Annotated in this window: 16 protein-coding genes and 1 riboswitch; of the genes, 5 read left to right on the forward strand and 11 right to left on the reverse strand. The window is 66.4% G+C overall.

The window, feature by feature from the left end:
* Positions 1–174: 174 nt before the first annotated feature.
* Positions 175–1,083, reverse strand: a complete 909-nt coding sequence (locus TEP_RS03330; RefSeq protein WP_025874141.1) for a LysR family transcriptional regulator — start codon at positions 1,081–1,083, stop codon at positions 175–177.
* Between the two features lie 116 nt (positions 1,084–1,199).
* On the opposite strand from TEP_RS03330, the gene TEP_RS03335 reads away from it, so the two are divergent.
* Positions 1,200–1,973, forward strand: a complete 774-nt coding sequence (locus TEP_RS03335) for an SDR family oxidoreductase (RefSeq protein ID WP_049465737.1) — start codon at positions 1,200–1,202, stop codon at positions 1,971–1,973.
* Between the two features lie 100 nt (positions 1,974–2,073).
* Positions 2,074–3,147 (forward strand): hypothetical protein, encoded by a 1,074-nt coding sequence (locus TEP_RS03340; protein WP_132824261.1) that lies wholly within the window; start codon positions 2,074–2,076, stop codon positions 3,145–3,147.
* A gap of 62 nt (positions 3,148–3,209) precedes the next feature.
* Here the strand turns inward: TEP_RS03340 and leuB are convergent, their stop codons facing one another.
* The 9 genes from leuB to ilvC all read right to left on the reverse strand — a co-directional run bounded on the left by leuB (position 3,210) and on the right by ilvC (position 12,861).
* Entirely contained in the window at positions 3,210–4,271 is a 1,062-nt protein-coding gene (gene leuB, locus TEP_RS03345) for a 3-isopropylmalate dehydrogenase (protein ID WP_132824262.1), read from the reverse strand.
* A complete protein-coding gene (gene leuD, locus TEP_RS03350; protein ID WP_025874145.1) occupies positions 4,261–4,839 on the reverse strand; it encodes a 3-isopropylmalate dehydratase small subunit in 579 nt (192 codons plus the stop codon). The genes leuB and leuD overlap by 11 nt, the downstream gene beginning before the upstream one ends.
* Positions 4,839–6,257, reverse strand: a complete 1,419-nt coding sequence (leuC, locus tag TEP_RS03355; protein ID WP_132824263.1) for a 3-isopropylmalate dehydratase large subunit — start codon at positions 6,255–6,257, stop codon at positions 4,839–4,841. Before leuC ends, leuD begins: the two co-directional genes overlap by 1 nt.
* 59 nt (positions 6,258–6,316) lie before the next feature.
* The gene (locus TEP_RS03360; protein ID WP_132824264.1) at positions 6,317–7,096 is read right to left on the reverse strand and encodes a class I SAM-dependent methyltransferase; all 780 of its coding nucleotides are present in this window, start codon (positions 7,094–7,096) and stop codon (positions 6,317–6,319) included.
* A 10-nt stretch (positions 7,097–7,106) separates the two neighbouring features.
* Positions 7,107–8,693: a 2-isopropylmalate synthase gene (locus TEP_RS03365; protein WP_132824265.1), complete on the reverse strand. Its 1,587-nt coding sequence runs from the start codon at positions 8,691–8,693 to the stop codon at positions 7,107–7,109.
* Positions 8,690–9,781: a threonine dehydratase gene (locus tag TEP_RS03370; RefSeq protein ID WP_132824266.1), complete on the reverse strand. Its 1,092-nt coding sequence runs from the start codon at positions 9,779–9,781 to the stop codon at positions 8,690–8,692. The genes TEP_RS03365 and TEP_RS03370 overlap by 4 nt, the downstream gene beginning before the upstream one ends.
* A 96-nt stretch (positions 9,782–9,877) precedes the next feature.
* Positions 9,878–10,129 (reverse strand): ACT domain-containing protein, encoded by a 252-nt coding sequence (locus tag TEP_RS03375; RefSeq protein ID WP_132824267.1) that lies wholly within the window; start codon positions 10,127–10,129, stop codon positions 9,878–9,880.
* Positions 10,113–11,849 carry an acetolactate synthase 2 catalytic subunit gene (gene ilvG / locus TEP_RS03380; RefSeq protein ID WP_132824268.1) on the reverse strand — a complete coding sequence of 579 codons (1,737 nt, stop codon included), beginning with the start codon at positions 11,847–11,849 and terminating at the stop codon, positions 10,113–10,115. Before ilvG ends, TEP_RS03375 begins: the two co-directional genes overlap by 17 nt.
* Positions 11,850–11,886: 37 nt before the next feature.
* A complete protein-coding gene (gene ilvC / locus TEP_RS03385) occupies positions 11,887–12,861 on the reverse strand; it encodes a ketol-acid reductoisomerase (RefSeq protein WP_025874152.1) in 975 nt (324 codons plus the stop codon).
* A gap of 801 nt (positions 12,862–13,662) precedes the next feature.
* Here ilvC and ggt point away from each other — a divergent pair.
* Positions 13,663–15,324, forward strand: coding sequence for a gamma-glutamyltransferase (gene ggt / locus TEP_RS03390; RefSeq protein ID WP_132826439.1), 1,662 nt, complete (start codon positions 13,663–13,665; stop codon positions 15,322–15,324).
* A 692-nt stretch (positions 15,325–16,016) separates the two neighbouring features.
* Here the strand turns inward: ggt and TEP_RS03395 are convergent.
* A complete protein-coding gene (locus TEP_RS03395) occupies positions 16,017–17,594 on the reverse strand; it encodes a BCCT family transporter (protein WP_132824269.1) in 1,578 nt (525 codons plus the stop codon).
* A gap of 246 nt (positions 17,595–17,840) precedes the next feature.
* Positions 17,841–17,942: riboswitch (TPP riboswitch) on the forward strand.
* 93 nt (positions 17,943–18,035) lie between these two features.
* Here TEP_RS03395 and thiC point away from each other — a divergent pair.
* Positions 18,036–19,880 (forward strand): phosphomethylpyrimidine synthase ThiC, encoded by a 1,845-nt coding sequence (thiC, locus tag TEP_RS03400; RefSeq protein ID WP_132824270.1) that lies wholly within the window; start codon positions 18,036–18,038, stop codon positions 19,878–19,880.
* 101 nt (positions 19,881–19,981) lie between these two features.
* Positions 19,982–20,653 (forward strand): ion channel, encoded by a 672-nt coding sequence (locus TEP_RS03405; protein WP_132824271.1) that lies wholly within the window; start codon positions 19,982–19,984, stop codon positions 20,651–20,653.
* The last annotated feature ends 247 nt before the right edge of the window (positions 20,654–20,900 follow it).

Below are 20,900 nucleotides of genomic sequence, written 5' to 3' on the forward strand. Positions count from 1 at the left end.
GGACCGTCCACGGCATGGATGCCGTGGCCGAGCCTACAGGGACGTACTTGCGGCGTGTCCCGCCAGCTGCCCCCCTCCCCGCCAACCAAGCAACAACCCAGAGCCGCTCCGGCTTTTGTAGTTGCTTTTGCAGTTGCAGTTGCCTCGGCGGGCGCCGGGCAGCCGCCCGGCCGATCACCCCTGTAACTGCAGCCGCTCACGCAGCAGCGGCACCAGCCAATCCAAGAACACCTGCACACGTTGCGCGCGATGCTGCCGGTGCGGCAGCAACAGGGTCACCGGCAGCGGCTGCGCCGCGTACTGGGGCATCACTTCCACCAGCGCACCGGTTTGCAGTTCGGCCTGCACGTCGTAGCGTGGAATCTGCAGCAGTCCCAGCCCCGCGACGCAGCAGGCAATCGACGCCTCGGCGCTGTTCACCCGCACCCAACCGGGCATCGGCAGCGTGCGCAGCTGCGCGCCGTCCTGCCATTCCCACGGCTCCACCCGCGCCGTGGTCGGCGACGCATAGTTCACCGCGCGGTGCTGCTGCAGGTCGGTGGGGTGCTGCGGCACGCCGTGCGCGTGCAGGTACGCCGGCGCGGCAACGTTGACGAAGTCCAGCTGGCCCAGCGTGCGGGCCACCAGGCTGGAGTCACCCAGCTGGCCCACCCTCAGCACCGCATCGCAGCCGTCCTCGATCAGATTCACCGCGCGATCGGTCATGCCCAGGTCCAGCTCGACCTGGGGGTGCCGTGCGAAGAAGTCCGGCAGCGCCGGGGCGATGATGCGGCGGCCGATCCGGCTGGGTACATCGATCTTCAACAGGCCACTCGGCTGTGCGTCGTCCTGGCGGAACAGCGACTCGGCGTCTTCCACCTCGGCGATCAGGCGCAGGCAGCGCACGTAGAAGGTGTCGCCGTCGTGGGTGGTGGAGACCCTGCGGGTGGAGCGCTGCAGCAGGCGCGTGCCCAGGCGCTGCTCGAGCTCGGCCACGGCCGCCGAGACGGTGGAGCGGGGCAGGCCGAGCTGGTCGGCGGCGCGGGTGAAGCTGGTGCACTCCACCACCCGGGCAAAGATGCGGAAACGCTCGATCCGGTCCATTGTTCGCCCGCTTTGGAAAGTTAAGTCAACGTTGCGGTCTTTATCCGCAATTTCTGCACGATATCGTCGTCGGCACAGGGTTGCCAGCCCGGCAGCCTCTTCCCGAGACCGATGCCATGACCGACCACCGTATCCAGGGCAAGACCGTGCTGATCGCCGGCGGTGCCAAGAACCTCGGCGGGCTGATCGCCCGCGACTTCGCCGAACAGGGCGCCAAGGCCATCGTCATCCACTACAACAGCGCCGCCACCCAGGCCGACGCCGAGGCGACCGTTGCGGCGGTGCAGGCCGCAGGTGCCAAGGCCGTGGCGTTGCAGGCCGATCTGACCTCGGCCGCTGCGATGGAGCGCCTGTTCGCCGACGCGGTTGCCGCCGTCGGTCGCCCCGACATCGCCATCAACACCGTCGGCAAAGTGCTGAAGAAGCCGATGCTGGACATCAGCGAAGCGGAGTACGACCAGATGAGCGCGGTCAACGCGAAGACGGCCTTCTTCTTCCTCAAGGAGGCAGGGCGCCACGTCAACGACGGCGGCCGCATCTGCACACTGGTCACGTCGCTACTGGGCGCGTTCACGCCGTTCTATTCCAGCTACGCGGGCACCAAGGCGCCGGTGGAACACTTCACCCGCGCGGCGTCGAAGGAGTTTGGCGAGCGTGGAATCTCGGTGACCGCGATCGGCCCCGGGCCGATGGATACGCCGTTCTTCTATCCGGCCGAGAGTGCCGATGCGCAGGCCTACCACAAGACCGCCGCGGCACTGTCGGCGTTCACCCGTACCGGCCTGACCGATATCGCCGACATCGTGCCGTGGATCCGCTTCCTGGTGACCGACGGTTGGTGGATGACCGGGCAGACCATCCTGGTCAATGGCGGTTACACCACCAAGTAGAGGCAAGCGAGGCTTGGGTTTGCGCAGTAGATCCCCAAGTGGACAGCTTCAGGGCGTTCACGGGCACAATAGCGGGCTGTCCCGGGGCCGGAGAGCCTGCATGTTTCCTCGCACGATCCGCGCTTGCGTCCTGACGCTGGTCGCCTGCTGCGGTCCTGCCGATGCAGAGCCGGCGCAGACCGAGGCACTGCGCTTCCAGCAGAACTTGGTTGCCGTGCTCGAATGCCGTGCCAGTGCAGATACCCGGCAGACCGTCGCCAGTACCCTGCGTGCGGCACGCTACGGCGATCCGGCCGGTCGCCCGTTGCATCTGCGTGGCTGGCATTTCGAGCAGGCCGGAGACGCCGACGCCGCTTCGGTGACGATCGTCGATATGCCGGTGCCGTTGACCGTGCAGGGCGTCCGGACCCAGCGCGTATTCGCAGACGCGCAGGGGTTGTCCATTGCCATCGACGCTGCAGCGCGTGATCGTATCGTTGCCCGCCATGGCCTGCAGCTGCAGTCGAGCACGCTGCGTGAGCCCTTCCGGGTGTGGTCCGCACGATCGGTTGATGGCAACACGTCGGCCCCGTCGATCATGGTGAGCAGCGATGGCGACGGCTATCGGTTGGGATGTACTGCCCCAGCTGCCAGCACGCAGGGAGCGTTGCCACTGGATCGGCAGCAGCGTGCAGATGCCAATGACCTCACAGCGGCCATCGAGTGCCGTGCCGACGATGCGGCCCTGCGCCGCGTCGGGCGCTTGCTGCAGCAGGTGATGGAACAGCCGCAGAGCGAATGGCCGGCAGAGGTGCACGCAGTGTCGGCACCCACGCATGCGATCAACGGCACGGTGCTTCCCGTCTTCCAGATCGAACTGCAGACGCCGCTGCAGATCCAGGGGATCACCAGCGACAAGGTACTGGCGGCACCGGCCGGCCTGACCGCTGCAGACCTTGGCAGAATCAACGTGGCAAGCGTGTTGCTCGATGCCGGTCTGACGGGTGCTCACCAGCAGGCCGGCGTGCAGGTCTGGCAACGCGAAGCGTCGCGCAGCGGCTTGCCTTCAGGCAGCATCCGAATCCATGAACGCGTGGTGGCCAGAGCTGACGACGGCACCGTCCTGACCGGATGCAGCAGCTCGCAGATGCGCGCGGCCGCGAGCGATCCGCAGAGCGCGAACATCCCGCACTGAGTAAGTCAGTGCGGGATACGCAGAGAGAACGGGTAGCGGACGCCGTCCGGTACCCCGAACACTCATCCCAGTTTGGCCAGCACCGCGTCGGTGGCCGCCGCCGTGCTCACCGCGTGGCCCTTGGCGGCCAGGTCTGCGGTGAACACGCCATCGTCCAGCACCGCGTGCACCGCCGCTTCCACCGCTGCTGCTTCGTCTTCCAGCCCCAGCGAATGGCGCAGCAGCATCGCCGCGCTGAAGATCGTCGCGTACGGGTTGGCGATGCCCTTGCCGGCGATGTCCGGTGCCGAGCCGTGGATCGGCTCGTAGATACCCACCGCACCCGGCTCGCCCAGCGATGCCGATGGCAGCAGGCCCAGCGAACCGGCCAGCATCGAGGCCTCATCGGTGAGGATGTCGCCGAACATGTTCTCGGTCACGATCACGTCGTACTCGCGCGGCTTGGCCAGCAGATGCATCGCCATGGAATCGACCAGCTGGTGTTCCAGCGCCACGTCCGGGAATTCCTCGCGGCCGATGCGCGCGGCCACGTCACGCCACAGGCGTGAGGTTTCCAGCACGTTGGCCTTGTCCACCGAAGTGAGCTTGCCGCGACGCTGCTGCGCCAGCCGGAAGGCACTGCGCAGCACACGCTCGATCTCGGCCACGGTGTAGCGGCACAGATCGCTGGCGCTGTCGGCATCGCGGGTCTTGTCACCGAAGTAGATGCCACCGGTCAGTTCGCGCACCACGACGAAGTCCACGCCCTGCAGCAGCTCGGCCTTGATCGGCGAGGCGTGCAGTGCGGCTTCATGGGTGCGCACCGGACGCAGGTTGGCATACAGGCCCAGCGCCTTGCGGATCGCCAGCAGGCCCTGTTCCGGGCGTACCTTGGCGTTCGGGTCGGACCACTTCGGCCCGCCCACGGCGCCCAGCAGCACAGCATTGGCGGCCTGGCAGGCGGCCAGGGTCGACGCCGGCAGCGGTTCGCCGTGGCGGTCGATGGCGATGCCACCGATGTCGTGCTCGCTGAAGGTGAAGGTGTGGTTGAAGCGCTTGGCGACAGCGTTCAGAACGGCGACCGCGGCGGCGGCCACTTCCGGGCCGATGCCATCACCGGGCAGGACAACAATTTCAGCGTGCATGCTCACTCTCGTAACGTTCGATTTCAGGGACACGGCCCAACAGATAACCCAGTTGATCGACGCCTTCCAGCAGGCAGGTCTGCGAGAAGCCGTCCAACGGGAAGGAGTAGATGCGGCCATCGGGCGTGCGCAGCTCGCGCGCCGCAATGTCGATGGTCAGCTCATCGTCAGGGCGCTGCATCAGCAGCTGCACGTCGGCCTCGTCCAGTACGATCGGCAGCAGGCCGTTCTTCAGCGAATTGCCGCGGAAGATGTCGGCGATCTCGCTGCTGACGATGGCACGCAGGCCGAGATCGGTCAGTGCCCACGGCGCGTGTTCGCGCGATGAGCCGCAGCCGAAGTTGCGCCCGGCCAGCAGGATGCTGCGGCCGGCGTTGTGCGGTTGGTTGAAGGCGAAGTCGGCCACGGGCGAGCCATCGGCCTGCCAGCGCCAGTCGTTGAACGCATTGCGGCCCAGGCCAGCACGTTCGGTGGTGGACAGGAACCGCGCCGGAATGATCTGGTCGGTGTCGATGTTGGTCTGGCGCAGCACCACGCTGGCCGAGCTCAGGGTGCGGAAGCCGCTCATCAGGCCACCTCCTGGGCGAACAGCTCACGGGCATCGGCGACGTGGCCCTGCACCGCGGCCCAGGCAGCACTCATCGGCGAGGCCAGCAGCGTGCGCGAGCCCGGGCCCTGGCGGCCTTCGAAGTTGCGGTTGCTGGTGCTGACCGCCAGTTGGCCGGGGGCGACCAGGTCGCCATTCATGGCGATGCACATCGAACAACCCGGTTCGCGCCATTCGGCACCGGCCGCGCGCACGATCTCATGGATGCCTTCGGCTTCGGCCTGGCGCTTGACGATCTCGGAACCAGGCACCACCAGCATGCGCACGCGCTCGGCGACGCGACGGCCGCGCAGCACCTGTGCCACTTCGCGCATGTCGCTCAGCCGCCCATTGGTGCAGGAGCCGACGAACACCACGTCCACCGGCGTACCGGCCAGTGTCTGTCCCGCCTGGAAGTGCATGTAATCCAGGCCCTTCTGCGCGGCGGCATCATTGGCCGCCGGGATCGGCGCATCCACCGCGATGGCGGTGCCGGGGTGGGTGCCCCAGGTCATTGTCGGGCGGATATCGGCGGCATCAATGTGCACCTCGCTGTCGAAGCGCGCGCCTTCATCGCTGCGCAGCTGCGTCCAGCGGGCAACGGCAGCGTCGAAGTCGGCGCCCTTGGGGCCGCGCGGCGTATTGGCAACGAAGTCCAACGTCACCTGGTCGGGCGCAACCATGCCGGCGCGTGCACCGGCTTCGATCGACATGTTGCACAGGGTCATGCGCTGTTCCATGTCCATCGCTTCGATGGTGCTGCCGCGGAACTCGATCACGTGTCCGGTGCCGCCATTGACGCCGATCACGCCGATGATGTGCAGGACCACGTCCTTGGCGCCGATGCCCGGCGCGAGCTTGCCATCGACGGTGATCGCCAGCGTCTTCGCCTTGCGCTGCAGCAGGCACTGCGTGGCCAGTACATGGCCGACTTCGCTGGTGCCGATGCCGAAGGCCAGCGACCCGAATGCGCCGTGGGTGGAGGTGTGGCTGTCGCCGCAGACGATGGTCATGCCCGGCTGGGTGAAGCCCTGTTCCGGTGCGATCACGTGGACGATGCCGCGGTTGTCCGAGGCCATGTCGAACAGTTCGATGCCGTGCTCGGCGCAGTTGCGCGCCAGCATCGCGACCTGTGCTTCGGAGGCGGCACTGGCGTAGGGCAGCGTACCGTCGGCAGCGGCCGGCAGGGTCGGCGTTGAATGGTCCATCGTGGCCTTGGTCCGATCCGGACGGCGCGGCTTCAGGCCACGCTCGCGCAGCTCGGTGAAGGCCTGCGGCGAGGTCACTTCATGGATCAGGTGCAGGTCGATATACAGCACGGCGGGCGCGCTGTCGGTTTCTGGAACCACCACGTGGGCGTCCCACAGTTTGTCGTACAGGGTACGGGGTGCGGAAGTCATGCGTTTGCCTGGCAGGAGTACGGAGTAACGGGCATCGAAGAGAAAGTAACAGGAGCAGGTCAGCGGCGCCGCGCGAGCACGCGCAGGCGCACGTAGTCCGCCAGCGGCTGGCCGGCGGCATTGCGCGGCAGGTCGGCCAGCAGGGCCGTGGCGGCATCGCGCACCGTGGCGCGCGCCTCGGCCGGCAGGTCGTCCAGCAGTGGAGCGGCGAATACCCGCAGCCAGCCGGCAACGCCGGTCGGCAGCGCGGTCGGGCGCGGCAGGCATTCGATCAGCTGCACCTGGAAGCCGTGCTGGCGCAGGCGGTCTGCGTAGGCATCGGCGGTGGGGAAGTACCACTGGAATGCGCTGGCACCATGGCCATGGGCGACGCGCGCGGCCTGCACGGCGGCAGTGATCGTGGCCACGTTGCCATGGCCGCCGAACTCGGCGACCACGCGCCCGCCGGGGCGCAGGGCGCGGCGCACGCCCTCCAGCACGCGATCCGGGTCGGGCATCCAATGCAGGGCTGCGTTGCTGAACACCGCATCGAACGCGCCGTCGAAGGCCAGGGCGTGGCCGTCCATCACCTGCGCATCGACGCCCCGCGCACGCGCGGCGATCACCATTTCCGGCGAGGCATCGACGCCCAGCATGTGTGCGCCGCTGAGGGCCAGTTCGGTGGTGAGCACGCCATCGCCACACCCCAGGTCGAGAATGCGCTCACCGGCACGCGCATCGAGCAGGCGCGCTACGGCGCCACCGAGGGTCGGCACGAAGCCGGCATCGATCGCATAGTCCTGGGCATTCCACTGCTGGCCAGCGCTGCTGGTGGTGGTTGCGGTGTCGAAGGCGCTCATCTCACATTCCTCAGGCGGTGGCGGTGGCAGGTGATTCAGTACTGATGCCGGCGTTGGCCTGGCGCTGGCGCAGCAGGCGGTTGGCCACGTCCAGCCAGGCCAGCGCGGATGCTTCGATGATGTCCTTGCTGGTGCCGGTGCCGTCGTACTCCACGCCCTCGTGGCGCACGCTCAGGTTGGCCTCGCCACGCGCATCGGCACCGATGCCGACGCTGTGCACGTGGTAGCTGTCCAGCATCAGCTGCACGCCGGTGGCGGCCGCCAACGCGCCGAACAGCGCATCGACCGGGCCGTCGCCCTGCGCGGTCTCGGCCACGCGGTTGCCGTCCGGGTCGGACAGTTCGACCAGCGCGTTGGCGCGGCTGCCGACATCGCTGATGGTCATCGAAGCCAGGCGGTAGCCCTGGGCATTGGAGCCGCCCTGCATCAGCGTCTGCAGGTCGGCATCGGTGACAACACGCTGCTGCTCGCACAGTCCCTTGAACTGCTCGAACACCAGCTTCAGCTCGTCTTCTTCCAGCCAGAAGCCCAGTGCGCGCAGGCGTGCTTCGACGGCGGCGCGGCCACTGTGGCGGCCCAGCACCATCTGCGAATCTTCCCAGCCCACGTCTTCCGGACGCATGATTTCGTAGGTGCCGCGGTGACGCAGCATGCCGTGCTGATGGATGCCGGACTCATGGGCGAAGGCATTGGCACCCACGATGGCCTTGTTGCGCTGTACCGGCATGCCGACCAGGCGCTGCAGCAGCTGCGAGGTGCCGACGATGCGCGGGGTGTCGATGGCGGTGTCCTGCTCGTAGAAAGCCTGGCGCACCTTCAGCACCATCGCGATCTCTTCCAGCGAGCAGTTGCCGGCGCGCTCGCCGATGCCGTTGACGGTGCATTCGACCTGGCGCGCGCCGCCTTCGATGGCGGCCAGCGAGTTGGCCACGGCCAGGCCCAGGTCGTTGTGGCAGTGGGCGCTGAAGATCACGTTGGCTGCGTTCGGCACATCGGCGACGCCAGCGATGACCTGCTGGAACATCGTGCGGATCTCTTCCGGCGTGGTGAAGCCGACGGTGTCGGGCAGGTTGATGGTGGTGGCGCCGGCCGCGATCGCCACGCGCGAGACCTCGATCAGGTAGTCCAGTTCGGTGCGGGTGGCGTCCTCGGCGGAGAACTCCACGTCATCGATGTAGGAGCGGGCCAGCGCTACGTGCCTGCGTACCGATTCCAGTACCTGCTCGCGGGTCATCCGCAGCTTGTGCTCACGGTGCAGCGGGCTGGTCGACAGGAACACATGCAGGCGCGGGTTGGCAGCGGCTTCCAGCGCACGCGCCGAGGTTTCGATGTCGGCCTGCAGGCAGCGCGACAGCACCGCCAGGCTCAGGCTCGGGCGGCGCAGTTCGCGGCCGATCAGGGCCATCGCTTCGCGGTCGGACTGCGAGCTGGCCGGGAAGCCGGTCTCGATGATGTCCACGCCCAGTTCGTCCAGCGCACGCGCCATCACCAGCTTCTGCGGCGGGCTCATGCTGCAGCCGGGGGACTGCTCGCCGTCACGCAGGGTGGTGTCGAAGATGCGGATGCGCGGGGTGGTAATTCGTTCGATGGTGGTCACAGGGAAATCTCCTCGACAGCGGGTGCGACGGCTTGCAGGGGGGAAGGGAAAGGCGTGGGAAAAGCGGTGGCGGTCGCCTTGCCGGGCGAGCGCGGGGTTTCTGCCCGGCGTCGGCGCGGCTTGCGTGGCGGGCGGGGGCGGATGTCGGTGAGCAGGCCGGCGAGCACGCCGGCGTCTATGTTGCCGCCGGAGACGACCGCGCACTTGCGGCGCCCGGCGACGCGACGGCCGGCGGCCAGTGCCAGCGCACCGGCGCCTTCGGCGATGATGTGTTCTTCCAGTGCCAACCGCACCAGGGTCTCGCGCAGCTCGGCTTCGCGCACGATCACCACATCGTCCAGCAGCGAGGTACACAGGCGACGGGTCAGGAAACCGGGGACCTTCACCCGCACGCCATCGGCCAGCGACGGCACGGGATTGATCTCGCGCACGTCGCCGCGGATCGCGCGGGCCATCGAATCGACCCCCTCGACCTGCGCGCCGACGATGCGCACGCCCTGCGACTTCAGCGCCAGGGCGACACCGGATGCCAGGCCGCCACCGCCGATCGGTACGATCACCACGTCCGGCGCGTGTGCGGCCAGCTCGATGCCGACGGTACCCTGGCCGGCGATGACATCGGCATCGTCGAAGGCGGACAGGAAGCGGTAGCCGTGGCGCTGCGCCAGTTCGACGGCGAACGCATAGGCCTCGTCATAGCTGTTGCCGTGCTGGCGCACCGTTGCACCCCAATGGGCGACGCCAGCGATCTTGGTGGCCGGCGCGCCATGCGGCATCACGGTGATGGCCGGCACATCCAGGCGATAGGCAGCCCAGGCCACGCCCTGGGCGTGGTTGCCGGCCGAGGCGCAGATCACCGGCCGGGTATCGCCACGTTCGCGGGCGGCCAGCAGGGCATTCAGCGCGCCGCGCACCTTGTACGAGCCGGTGCGCTGCAGGTTTTCCAGCTTCAGCCAGGTGCCGAAGCGCTCGGCATGATGCAGCGGCGTGGGCGGCAGGAAACGGCGCAGGCGGGCCTGCGCGGCCAGTACGTCGGCAACGGTTACGTCGCCGACATCGCTTTCCTTGCTGGCGTCAGCGGCCGGCATGGGCCACCAGCAGGGTGTTGCCGACCACCGCATGCGGGCACGGGCGGCGAAGAAGACGCCTCCGTACCGGCACCGTGTTGCATACGGTACGGGCATTCATGCGGAAGCTCCTTCCAGTGCGGTCATCTGCACCGAAACGCAGTCGTAGATCTTTTCCATCTGCCGGCACAGCGTTTCCGGCGGGCGCTGGCTGTCCACCACCAGTTGCAGGTGCCAACGGCCATCATCGGCGGCCACCGGCGCACCGGTGATCGCGCGCGGCGTGAAACCGCGGCGTTCGGCCATGCCGATCACGCGCAGCAGCGCGCCCTCGGCCGGTTGCAGCACCAGGTCAAGCCGGTATTGCATTGGGGATCTCCTGGCGTGCATGTGCAGGGTTGCTTTCCAGCATGGTGCTGTTGGCGGTATTGGGCGGCACCAGCGGCCACACGTTCGCGCGTGCATCGATGGCCACGTGCAGCAGGGCCGGGCCGGGTTCGGCCAGCAGCGCGGCCAGGCCGCCTTCGACGTCATCACGTGCATCGATGCGCGTGGCCGCGATGCCGAACACCTTGGCCAGGGCGACGAAGTCCGGGTTGTCGGACAGGTCGATCTCGCTGTAACGCTCGGCGAAGAACAGTTCCTGCCACTGCCGCACCATGCCCAGCGAACTGTTGTCCAGCAGGATGATCTTCACCGGCAGGCGGCAGCGGGCGATGGTCGCCAGCTCCTGCACGTTCATCATGAAGCTGCCATCGCCGGACACCAGCACCACCGTGCGCTCGGGGCAGGCGAACTGCGCGCCCATCGCCGCCGGCAGGCCGAAGCCCATCGTGCCCAGCGCACCGCTGGTGAGGTGGTTGCGCGGATGAGTGAAGCGGCAGTGCTGCGCAACCCACATCTGGTGCTGGCCGACGTCGCAGGCGACCACCGTATCGGCCGGCGCCAGTTCGCTCAGGCGCTTCAGCAGCGCCGGGGCGTAGATGTGCTGGCCGGGTGCGTCGTAGCGCGCGGCGAAGCGATCGCGATGCTGTGCGCAGCGCTTGCGCCATGCGTCCTGGTGGGCCTTGGGGGAGGGGAAGGCCGCACGCAGGGCGCGGATGGCGTGGCCGACGTTGCCGGGCACGGCGACATCGGCGCTGCGCAGCTTGGAGATCTCGTACGCATCGGCATCGATGTGCACCACGCGGGCAAACGGTGCGAACTCGGCCAGCTTGCCGGTCGCCCGATCATCGAAGCGCGCACCCAGCACCAGCAGCAGATCGCTTTCCTGCACGGCCATGTTCGCCGCGCGGGTGCCGTGCATGCCCAGCATGCCCAGCGACTGCGGGTGTTGGGGAGGCAGCGCGCCCAGCCCACGCAGGGTCATCACGGTGGGGATGGCGCTGGCTTCGACGAATTCGCGCAGGTCCTGCACGGCATCGCCCAGGGCGATGCCACCACCGGCGTAGACCACCGGCTTCTCGGCTGCCGCCAGAGCCGCGATGGCCTCGGCGATGGCCGCGTCGGCGGCGGCCGGCGGCGGTTCCACATCGGCCGGCACATGCGCCGGCAGGTGGCTGGCATCGGCCAGCTGCACGTCCTTGGGCAGATCGATCAGCACCGGGCCGGGACGGCCTTCGCGGGCGATGCGGAAAGCATCGGCCACCGCGCGTGGCAGGTCATCGACGCTGCGCACCAGCCAGCTGTGCTTGACGATCGGCATCGTCAGGCCGAACACGTCCAGTTCCTGGAACGCATCGGTGCCCAGCAGCGGCGTGGCGACCTGGCCGGTGATGCAGACCATCGGCACCGAATCGAGCATCGCATCGGCGATGCCGGTGACCAGGTTTGACGCGCCCGGCCCGGAGGTCGCCACGCAGACGCCGACCTGGCCACTGGCGCGCGCAAAGCCGTTGGCGGCCAGTGCCGCGCCCTGCTCATGGCGCACCAGGATGTGCTTCAGCGACGAATCCACCAGCGCGTCGTAGAACGGCATGATGGTGCCGCCCGGGTAGCCGAACAGCGTACGGACACCCTCGGCCTCCAGCGCCTGGGTCAGCCAGCGCGCGCCGTTGGGCGGCGCGCTGCGGTGTGTGGGAGAGTTCATGGGGGAACCTTGCAGAGCGGGTGGGGGTGCCGCGTTGTTACGCGGCTTGACCTTGCAACCAGACCATCTTGGCGCGCAGTTCCTTGCCTACCTTCTCGATCGGGTGCTCCAGGTCGGCCTGCTTGAACTTGTTGTAGTTCGGCAGGCCCGCTTCGTACTCGGCCACCCAGTTCTTGGTGAAGGTGCCGTCCTGGATGTCCTTCAGCACTTCCTTCATGCGCGCCTTGGTACCGGCGTCGATCACCCGCGGGCCGCTGACGTAGTCGCCGTACTGCGCGGTCTCGGAGATGAACTCCAGCATCCGCGAGATGCCGCCTTCGTAGAACAGGTCGACGATCAGCTTCAGTTCGTGCAGCACTTCGTAGTAGGCGATTTCCGGCTGGTAACCGGCTTCCACCAGCGTCTCGAAGCCCGCCTGCACCAGTGCCGAAGCGCCGCCGCACAGCACTGCCTGCTCGCCGAACAGATCGGTTTCGGTTTCTTCCTTGAAGGTGGTCTGGATCAGGTTGGCGCGCGCACCACCCAGGCCGGCCGCATAGGCGAGCGCGTACTCGGCGGCCTTGCCGCTCTTGTCCTGGTAGACCGCCCAGATGCATGGCACACCGCGGCCGATTTCATATTCGCGGCGGACCAGTGCACCCGGGCCCTTCGGTGCGACCAGCACGACATCCAGGTCTTCGCGCGGCTTGATCATGTCGAAGTGCACGTTCAGACCATGCGCGAACAGCAGCACCGCGCCCTGCTTCATGTTCGACGCCAGCACGTCCTCGTACAGCTTCTTCTGCACCATGTCCGGGGTCAGCACCGCGACCAGGTCGGCATCCTTCACCGCATCGGCCGGTGCCTTCACGGTGAAGCCATCGGCCTGTGCCTTGACCTCGGTGGGGCCGCCCGGACGCAGGCCTACTACCACATCGAAGCCGGATTCACGCAGGTTCAGCGCGTGCGCGCGGCCCTGGCTGCCGTAGCCGATGACGGCGATCTTGGTCTGGGGCAGTTCGTTGGTGCTCATGGGGGAGGTTCCTTGCGGGTGGGAAGAAAAAAGACGGCCGGCAGTCGAAGCGACGTACCGGCCGGTCAGGGAAAAGTGGCGAGGGCAGCGCCGCGCATCGCACAGGTACTGCCACCACGAGAGTTCGTGGTGCAGCAGGTCCAGGTTGTGGAGGAGGCGGTGGTCATGGTGGTTGCGTCTGAAACCAGGTCCTGAAATGAAAAAACCCGCACCTGGGCGGGTGCGGGTTTTTGAAGAGTTCCGGTGTGTCTGTTGCTTACACGCTGGCTCGTCCCGCACCTGTTGGTTGGGTAATAAGTACGAGCACAAGAATCGAACGCAGCGAGGCGGCGCCGGTATCGGCGGCTTCGATGTGGGTTCGCGGTGGTGTGTTGTGATGCAACATGTGATCGAGAAAACCACAGCCATTTCCGCTGTGTCAACCCTCGCAGCACTATTTCCGTCAGTTTCCGCTGCATGCAGTGCAATCGCTTGTGGCACAAGGATGGTTGCTGCTGAAAGTGTTTCGGTGAACCCGAATTCACTCTTTTCAACGGGTTTTTTGCGCGGATTCCGGGTGATGCCAGCTGCGCTCGGCGGGTCGTGCAGCGCCCCGTGTGCCGCGGGAGGTTCGGCGCGCATTGCGATGCATTCGTGGCAATGGCGCCCGTGGCTCCATGAGGCGCCCCATGACCTATGCCCGATGGCCACCGGTCGCGGTGGCGGCGAAGATCGGGTCACCACCTCTTCCCTCGGAACCTGACCGTGTCCCGACGTCTTGCCCGTTCCCTGCTGGCAGCTGCCGTGCTGGCTGCCGTGCCCATGCTGTCCCAGGCTGCCGACCGCATTACCGGCCACACCTTCGCCACCCGTTCGGAGGTGATCGCCCCGCATGCGATGGCCGCCACCTCGCAGCCGCTGGCTACCCAGATCGCGCTGGACGTGATGAAGGCCGGTGGCTCGGCCGTCGATGCCGCCATTGCGGCCAACGCAGCGCTGGGGTTGATGGAGCCGACTGGCAATGGCGTCGGCGGCGACCTGTTCGCCATCGTGTGGGACCCGAAGACGCAGAAGCTCTACGGCTACAACGGCTCGGGCCGTTCGCCGAAGTCACTCACCCTGGCCGAGTTCCAGCGTCGTGGCCTGAAGGAGATCCCCGCGACCGGCCCGCTGCCGGTATCGGTGCCGGGCGCGGTTGATGGCTGGTTCGCGCTGCACGAGCGCTTCGGCCGCAAGCCGATGGCCGACAACCTGGCCCCGGCCATCCGCTACGCACGCGATGGTCATCCCGTTGCCGAAGTGATCGCCCATTACTGGGATCGCTCGGTGCCGAAGCTGTCGCAGTATCCGGGTTTCAAGGAACAGTTCACGATCGATGGCCACGCGCCGCGCAAGGGCGAGATGTGGAAGAACCCCAACCTTGCCGACACCCTGCAGAAGATTGCCGACGGCGGCCGTGATGCCTTCTACAAGGGCGACATCGCCCACACCATCGGCGATTACTTCAAGAAGAACGGCGGCTACCTGAGCTACCAGGACATGGCCGACCATCATGGCGAGTGGGTCGAGCCGGTCAGCAGCAACTACCGCGGCTACGACGTGTGGGAGCTGCCGCCCAACAGCCAGGGCATCGCCGCGCTGCAGATCCTCAACGTACTGGAAGGCTACGACTTCTCGAAGATTCCGTTCGGCTCACCCGAGCACGTGCATCTGTTCGTGGAAGCCAAGAAGCTGGCTTTCGCCGATCGTGCGCGCTTCTACGCCGACATGGCGTTCCAGCCCGCGCCGGTACAGAAGCTGATTTCCAAGGAGTACGCAGCGCAGCGTCGCGCGCTGATTTCGATGGACAAGGCGCTGAAGGAAGTGCAGCCGGGTACGCCCAAGCAGCTGGAAGAGGGCGACACGATCTACATGACCGTGGCCGATGCCGACGGCATGATGGTGTCACTGATCCAGTCCAACTACCGCGGCATGGGCAGCGGCATGGCCCCGCCGGGGCTGGGCTTCATCCTGCAGGATCGCGGCGAGATGTTCGTGCTGCAGAAGAACCATCCCAACGGTTACGCACCGGGCAAGCGTCCCTTCCAGACCATCATTCCGGCCTTCATCACCAAGGGCGGCAAGCCTTATGCAAGCTTCGGGGTGATGGGTGGTGCGATGCAGCCGCAGGGGCACGCACAGATCGTGATGAATCTTGTGGACTTCGGCATGAACCTGCAGGAGGCCGGTGATGCGCCGCGCATCCAGCATGAAGGCTCGACCGAACCGACCGGTCAGGCGACGGCGATGACCGATGGTGGCGAGGTCAATCTGGAAACCGGGTTCCCGTACGAGACGGTGCGGGCGCTGATGCGCAAGGGGCATCGGGTGGTGTTCGCCGATGGTCCGTATGGTGGCTACCAGGCGATCCTGCGTGATCCGGAAACGGGCGTGTATTACGGCGCGTCGGAGAGCCGCAAGGATGGGCAGGCGGCGGGGTATTGAAGTTTCCCGGCCACCGGGCTGAGCCCCCTCTGCGGTGGATTCCGTAATGCTGGGTTTGGCCGGCCGGGTGGATTGTCTGGGGGCCGCCGTGAATACGTCCCTGTAGGCTCGGTCGCCGCATCCATGCGGCTCACGCCCCCAGCCAATCCACCCGCCCGGCCACGGACAGTTTCCTGTGGCTGCCACCGCAGGAAGAGAAAGAAGAAGATCAAAAGCAACAGCAACANCCGCNTGCTGANGGTTGGGGTCGGATCCGTTTTCCGTAGGAAAACGGATCCGGCCCCTTCTTGTTTTCCGATACACCTTCATCCACGCATGGCGTGGATCTACTGCCGTCANCGGGAAATNNTCGGAGGCGGGGAGGGGGCNGNTGGCGGGACCGTCCACGGCATGGATGCCGTGGCCGAGCCTACAGGGACGTACTTGCGGCGTGTCCCGCCATCGGCCCCCTCCCCGCCTCCGACAATTTCCCGGTGACGGCAGTAGATCCACGCCATGCGTGGATGAAGGTGTATCGGAAAACAAGTGGCGGGACCGTCCACGGCATGGATGCCGTGGCCGAGCCTACAGGGACGTACTTGCGGCGTGTCCCGCCATCGGCCCCCTCTCCGCCAAACCCTCAGCATCCCAGAGCCGCTTTTGCCGTTGCCGTGCTTGAAAGAAGCGGTGCAGCCGCAGGCTGCAAAACACCCTCAATCCGAATCCTGCGCGCGTGCCGCCTCCGCCTGGGTCTCTTCCTGCGCCGCCATCTCGCGTGCGATCCACGCATCGATCATGCGTCGCTGCCGCTGCGCCTGCCGCCGCTCGCGCGTGTACTCCTGGTCCAGCACCCGGTACAGCGACACCATCACCAGCACCATCAGCAGCGCGAACGGCAACGCCGCAATCGTGATCATGCCCTGCAGCGCATCCAGCCCGCCCGCCAGCAGCAATGCCGCCGCAATCAACGCCACCGCGATGCCCCACGCCAGCTTGCGCTTCAGCGGCGGATCCCCGGCTTCGTCGGTGGACATGCTGGCCAGCACCAGCACCGCCGAATCGGCCGAGGTCACGAAGAAGATCATCAACAGCACCAACGCCACCGCAGACAGCATCAGCGACGCCGGCAGGCTGTCGAACAGGGTGAACAGCACCGTCTCATAGCCATTGCCCAGTGCCTGCACAAGGTCGGCGTGGCCGAAGATCTGCGCCCACAATGCCGTTCCTCCGAACACGGCGAACCAGAAGAACCCGAGCAGGGTCGGTGCCAGCACCACGCCGATCACGAACTCGCGCACGCTGCGGCCGCGCGAGATGCGCGCGATGAAGGAACCCACGAACGGGGCCCACGAAATCCACCAGGCCCAGTAGAAGATCGTCCAGTCGGCCACCCACGTGCTGCCGGAGAACGGCGACATGCGCAGGCTCATGGTCACCAGCTGGTTGAGGTAGGAACCCAGCGTGGTGGTGAACGTATCGAAGATGAATCCAGTCGGCCCCAGCACAAGTACGGTCGCGGCCAGCAATGCAGCCAGTGCCAGGTTGAAGTTGGACAGCCACTTCACGCCGCGCTCCACACCGCTGGCGGTCGAGGCCATGTACAGCACGAAGGCAATGGCGATGATGGTCATCTGCACCGGTACGGTCGCCTGCAGGCCAAATACGCGCTCCACGCCTGCAGCGATCTGGATGGTGCCAAAGCCGAGCGTCGTCGCCACGCCGATCGCCGTGGCGACAACCGCCGCGATATTGACGACACGGCCGATCCAGCCGCGATGGTGGCGGCCGATGATCGGCTGCAGCATATCGCTGACCAGCCCGCGTCCATTGCGGTTGAACTGGAACCAGGCCATCGCCAGGCCGATCAGTGCATAGATCGCCCACGGATGCAGGCCCCAGTGGAAGAACGCATACCGCATCGATGCACGCGCGGCATCCATGCTTTGCGGTTCAAGACCTTCCGGTGGCTTGGTGAAGTGCGAGATCGGCTCGGCGGCGCCCCAGAACACCAGGCCGATGCCCATGCCGGCGGCAAACAGCATCGACATCCAGCTGGCGCGCGAGAACTCGGGTTCGGCGTCTTCGCCACCGATGCGCAGGTTGCCGAAGCGGCCGAAGGCCAGGTACATCAGGAACACCAGCGCCAGGAAGACCACCAGCAGGTACAGCCAACCGACGCTGCGGATGACATCCGCCAGCGCCGCCTGCACGACGGTATTGAAGGGACCGGGCGCGAGGCCGGCCAGCAGCACCAGGGCAAGCACCAGTGCGATGGAAATGCGAAACACCATGAAGGAGCTTCTCCGATCAAGGGATTGAGGGGAGCGAGCGAAAGCTTGCAGGGAGCAGGCCGGCGACAGTGTGCGCGCACCGGACAGGCGCCGCGATGGCGGCAGGGAAAGCACCGCGTGCAACGGTGCGGCGCGCGTGCACGTTACTGAATGCGACGTCACGGTTCTGTTAACCCGGGTGCGGCGGATCTGCGTCGTGCGTGGATGAACGGCCGGGGGGCGAGCGGTTTCTATGCTCTAATGCCCACCAAGAAGCGGGGGTACCGCGGCCTTGTGGCCACGGTTGAGATAGTCCCTTGGAACCTGATCCGGCTCATACCGGCGTAGGGAAGCTTTGCAATGCAGCCGCAGCCGGAACCTGCCCAAGGAGCGCCTTGGTGCCGTCCGGGCGCGGTGGCAGTGCGCCGCCGCTTCGTCCCTGACCTTCCTGGACGATGCCCGATGAACGCACAGCTCTCCGCCCTGCAGCAACAGGCCCAGCAACTCTCCGAATCCGTGACCCGGCCCATTCCCGGCTCGCGCAAGATCCACGTGCCTGGCTCGCGCCCGGACCTGCAGGTGCCGATGCGCGAGATCACGCTGACCCGCACGCCGACCGTGTTCGGCGGCGAAGAGAACGCACCGGTCACCGTCTATGACACCTCCGGTCCGTACACCGATCCGGACGTGCGCATCGACCTGTCTGCGGGCCTGCCGGCACTGCGCCGTGGCTGGGTGGAGGAGCGCAACGACACCGAGCAGCTCGACGGCCTCAGCTCCTCGTTCGGCCGCGCGCGCGAGCACGATCCGAAGCTGGACCCGGTGCGCTTCCCAGCGCGCAGCCTGCCACGTCGCGCGCGGGCCGGCGCCAACGTCACCCAGATGCACTATGCGCGCCGCGGCATCATCACCCCGGAAATGGAATTCGTGGCAATCCGCGAAAACCAGCGGCTGGAAGCGATCCGCGATGCCGCACTGTTGCAGCAGCATCCTGGCGAAGCATTCGGTGCGTCGATCCAGCGGATCATCACCCCGGAATTCGTGCGCGAGGAAATCGCCCGCGGCCGTGCGGTGCTGCCCAACAACATCAATCACCCGGAAAGCGAGCCGATGATCATCGGCCGCAACTTCCTGACCAAGATCAACGCCAACATCGGCAACAGCGCGGTGTCCTCGGGCATTGCCGAGGAAGTGGAAAAGCTGGTGTGGGCGATCCGCTGGGGCGGTGACACGGTGATGGACCTGTCCACCGGCAAGCACATCCATGAAACGCGCGAATGGATCATCCGCAATTCGCCGGTGGCGATTGGTACGGTGCCCATCTACCAGGCGCTGGAGAAGGTCGACGGCCGCGCCGAAGCGCTGACCTGGGAGATCTTCCGTGACACCCTGATCGAACAGGCAGAGCAGGGCGTGGACTACTTCACCATCCATGCCGGGGTACTGCTGCGCTATGTGCCACTCACCGCCCGGCGGGTTACCGGCATCGTCAGCCGCGGCGGCTCGATCATGGCCAAGTGGTGCCTGGCCCACCACAAGGAGAACTTCCTCTACACGCATTTCGAAGACATCTGCGAAATCATGAAGGCCTACGACGTGACCTTCTCGCTGGGTGACGGCCTGCGTCCTGGCTGCATCGCCGATGCCAACGATGCGGCACAGTTCGGCGAGCTGGAGACGCTGGGCGAGTTGACGAAGATTGCGTGGAAGCACGACGTGCAGACCATGATCGAAGGCCCCGGTCATGTGCCGATGCAGCTGATCAAGGAGAACATGGACAAGCAGCTGCGCGAGTGCGGTGAGGCGCCGTTCTACACGCTTGGCCCGCTGACCACCGACATCGCACCGGGGTACGACCACATCACCAGCGCGATCGGTGCGGCGATGATCGGTTGGTTCGGCACTGCCATGCTCTGCTACGTCACGCCGAAGGAGCATCTGGGCCTGCCCAACCGGCAGGACGTGCGCGACGGCATCATGGCCTATCGCATCGCCGCCCATGCTGCTGACCTGGCCAAGGGGCATCCGGGTGCGCAGGTGCGTGACAACGCGCTGAGCAAGGCACGCTTCGAATTCCGCTGGGAAGACCAGTTCCACCTCGGCCTGGACCCGGAGAAGGCCAAGGAATTCCACGACGAGACCCTGCCCAGGGACGCGCACAAGCTGGCCCACTTCTGTTCGATGTGCGGCCCGCATTTCTGTTCGATGAAGATCACCCAGGACGTGCGCGAGTACGCCGAGAAGGGCATGCAGGAAAAGTCCGAGCAGTTCCGGGCGGCCGGCGCCGAGGTGTACCAGCAGGGCTGATCGCAGAGGGGCAGTGCCGGGTCATGCCCGGCACCGTCCAGTCACCCATCTCACCGACATGCCGCTATCCTCGCCCCATCGTTCCCCGGGGACACGGAACCATGCCCATTGCCGTCACCACCCGCTGGCTGGCCATCGCCCGCCGACATCCCTCTGCCTGGCTGCTCGGCGCACAGCTGCTGTCGGTACTGCTGTACCCGGCGTTGGACGAAACCGCTGCCGGGCGCGCGGCAGTAGGCGTGTTCGGCATGGCCGTGCTCGGCCTGGCACTGTGGGTGGTGCAGCGCAGCCCGCTGGGGACATGGCTGGCGCTGGTGCTGGCCATTCCAGCGGTGGTGTTTTCCGTTTCGGCGGCCCTGCTCGACCGGCCTGCACTGGGCATCACCGCGCAGCTGCTGGAAAGCCTGCTGTATTTCTACACCGCCGGTGCGCTGATCGCTTACATGCTGCAGGACCACAAGGTGACGCGCGACGAGCTGTTCGCCGCCGGTGCCACGTTCACTCTGCTGGCATGGGCATTCGCTTTTACCTTTGCCGTATGTCAGCAGTGGTATCCGGGCAGTTTCCAGGGCGCCAGTGGCGGCGCGCAGCGCACATGGATGGAGCTGCTTTACCTGAGCTTCAGCTTATTGTCGGGGGTAGGTCTCAGCGACGTCGTGCCACTGCATCCGCAGGCCCGCGCGTTGGTAATGCTGGAGCAGTTTTCCGGCGTCATGTACGTAGCGCTGGTGGTTTCGCGGCTGGTTGGCCTGACCATGCTGAAACGCTTCTGAAAATGAACGCCAGATAAAAATATCGCGCCCAAAAGGGCGCGAATGATGATGCGTATTATGTGAATGCGTCGGCGAGAGAGAGCCTGATGTCGACCACGCGATAGGCGAGGTAACTCGCATAGGCTAATATCCACAGGCTTCGTTTTTTTTGCGGTATGCGCCGATGCTTTGTGCGGAATCTGGCTTCTTGCTGTGCCAAGGATGGGAAGGGATCGATGGTGAACAGTGTTTGCGGCCTGTTTCAGCC

The organism is Stenotrophomonas sp. TEPEL, from assembly GCF_004348785.1.
Classification (GTDB): Bacteria; Pseudomonadota; Gammaproteobacteria; order Xanthomonadales; family Xanthomonadaceae; genus Stenotrophomonas; species Stenotrophomonas indicatrix.

Coding starts and splice junctions, on each gene's coding strand:
- TEP_RS03330 (WP_025874141.1), bottom strand. CDS start 1,083: ATGGACCGGATCGAGCGTTTCCGCATCTTTGCCCGGGTGGTGGAGTGC.
- TEP_RS03335 (WP_049465737.1), top strand. CDS start 1,200: ATGACCGACCACCGTATCCAGGGCAAGACCGTGCTGATCGCCGGCGGT.
- TEP_RS03340 (WP_132824261.1), top strand. CDS start 2,074: ATGTTTCCTCGCACGATCCGCGCTTGCGTCCTGACGCTGGTCGCCTGC.
- leuB (WP_132824262.1), bottom strand. CDS start 4,271: ATGCACGCTGAAATTGTTGTCCTGCCCGGTGATGGCATCGGCCCGGAA.
- leuD (WP_025874145.1), bottom strand. CDS start 4,839: ATGAGCGGCTTCCGCACCCTGAGCTCGGCCAGCGTGGTGCTGCGCCAG.
- leuC (WP_132824263.1), bottom strand. CDS start 6,257: ATGACTTCCGCACCCCGTACCCTGTACGACAAACTGTGGGACGCCCAC.
- TEP_RS03360 (WP_132824264.1), bottom strand. CDS start 7,096: ATGAGCGCCTTCGACACCGCAACCACCACCAGCAGCGCTGGCCAGCAG.
- TEP_RS03370 (WP_132824266.1), bottom strand. CDS start 9,781: ATGCCGGCCGCTGACGCCAGCAAGGAAAGCGATGTCGGCGACGTAACC.
- TEP_RS03375 (WP_132824267.1), bottom strand. CDS start 10,129: ATGCAATACCGGCTTGACCTGGTGCTGCAACCGGCCGAGGGCGCGCTG.
- ilvG (WP_132824268.1), bottom strand. CDS start 11,849: ATGAACTCTCCCACACACCGCAGCGCGCCGCCCAACGGCGCGCGCTGG.
- ilvC (WP_025874152.1), bottom strand. CDS start 12,861: ATGAGCACCAACGAACTGCCCCAGACCAAGATCGCCGTCATCGGCTAC.
- ggt (WP_132826439.1), top strand. CDS start 13,663: ATGCTGTCCCAGGCTGCCGACCGCATTACCGGCCACACCTTCGCCACC.
- TEP_RS03395 (WP_132824269.1), bottom strand. CDS start 17,594: ATGGTGTTTCGCATTTCCATCGCACTGGTGCTTGCCCTGGTGCTGCTG.
- thiC (WP_132824270.1), top strand. CDS start 18,036: ATGAACGCACAGCTCTCCGCCCTGCAGCAACAGGCCCAGCAACTCTCC.
- TEP_RS03405 (WP_132824271.1), top strand. CDS start 19,982: ATGCCCATTGCCGTCACCACCCGCTGGCTGGCCATCGCCCGCCGACAT.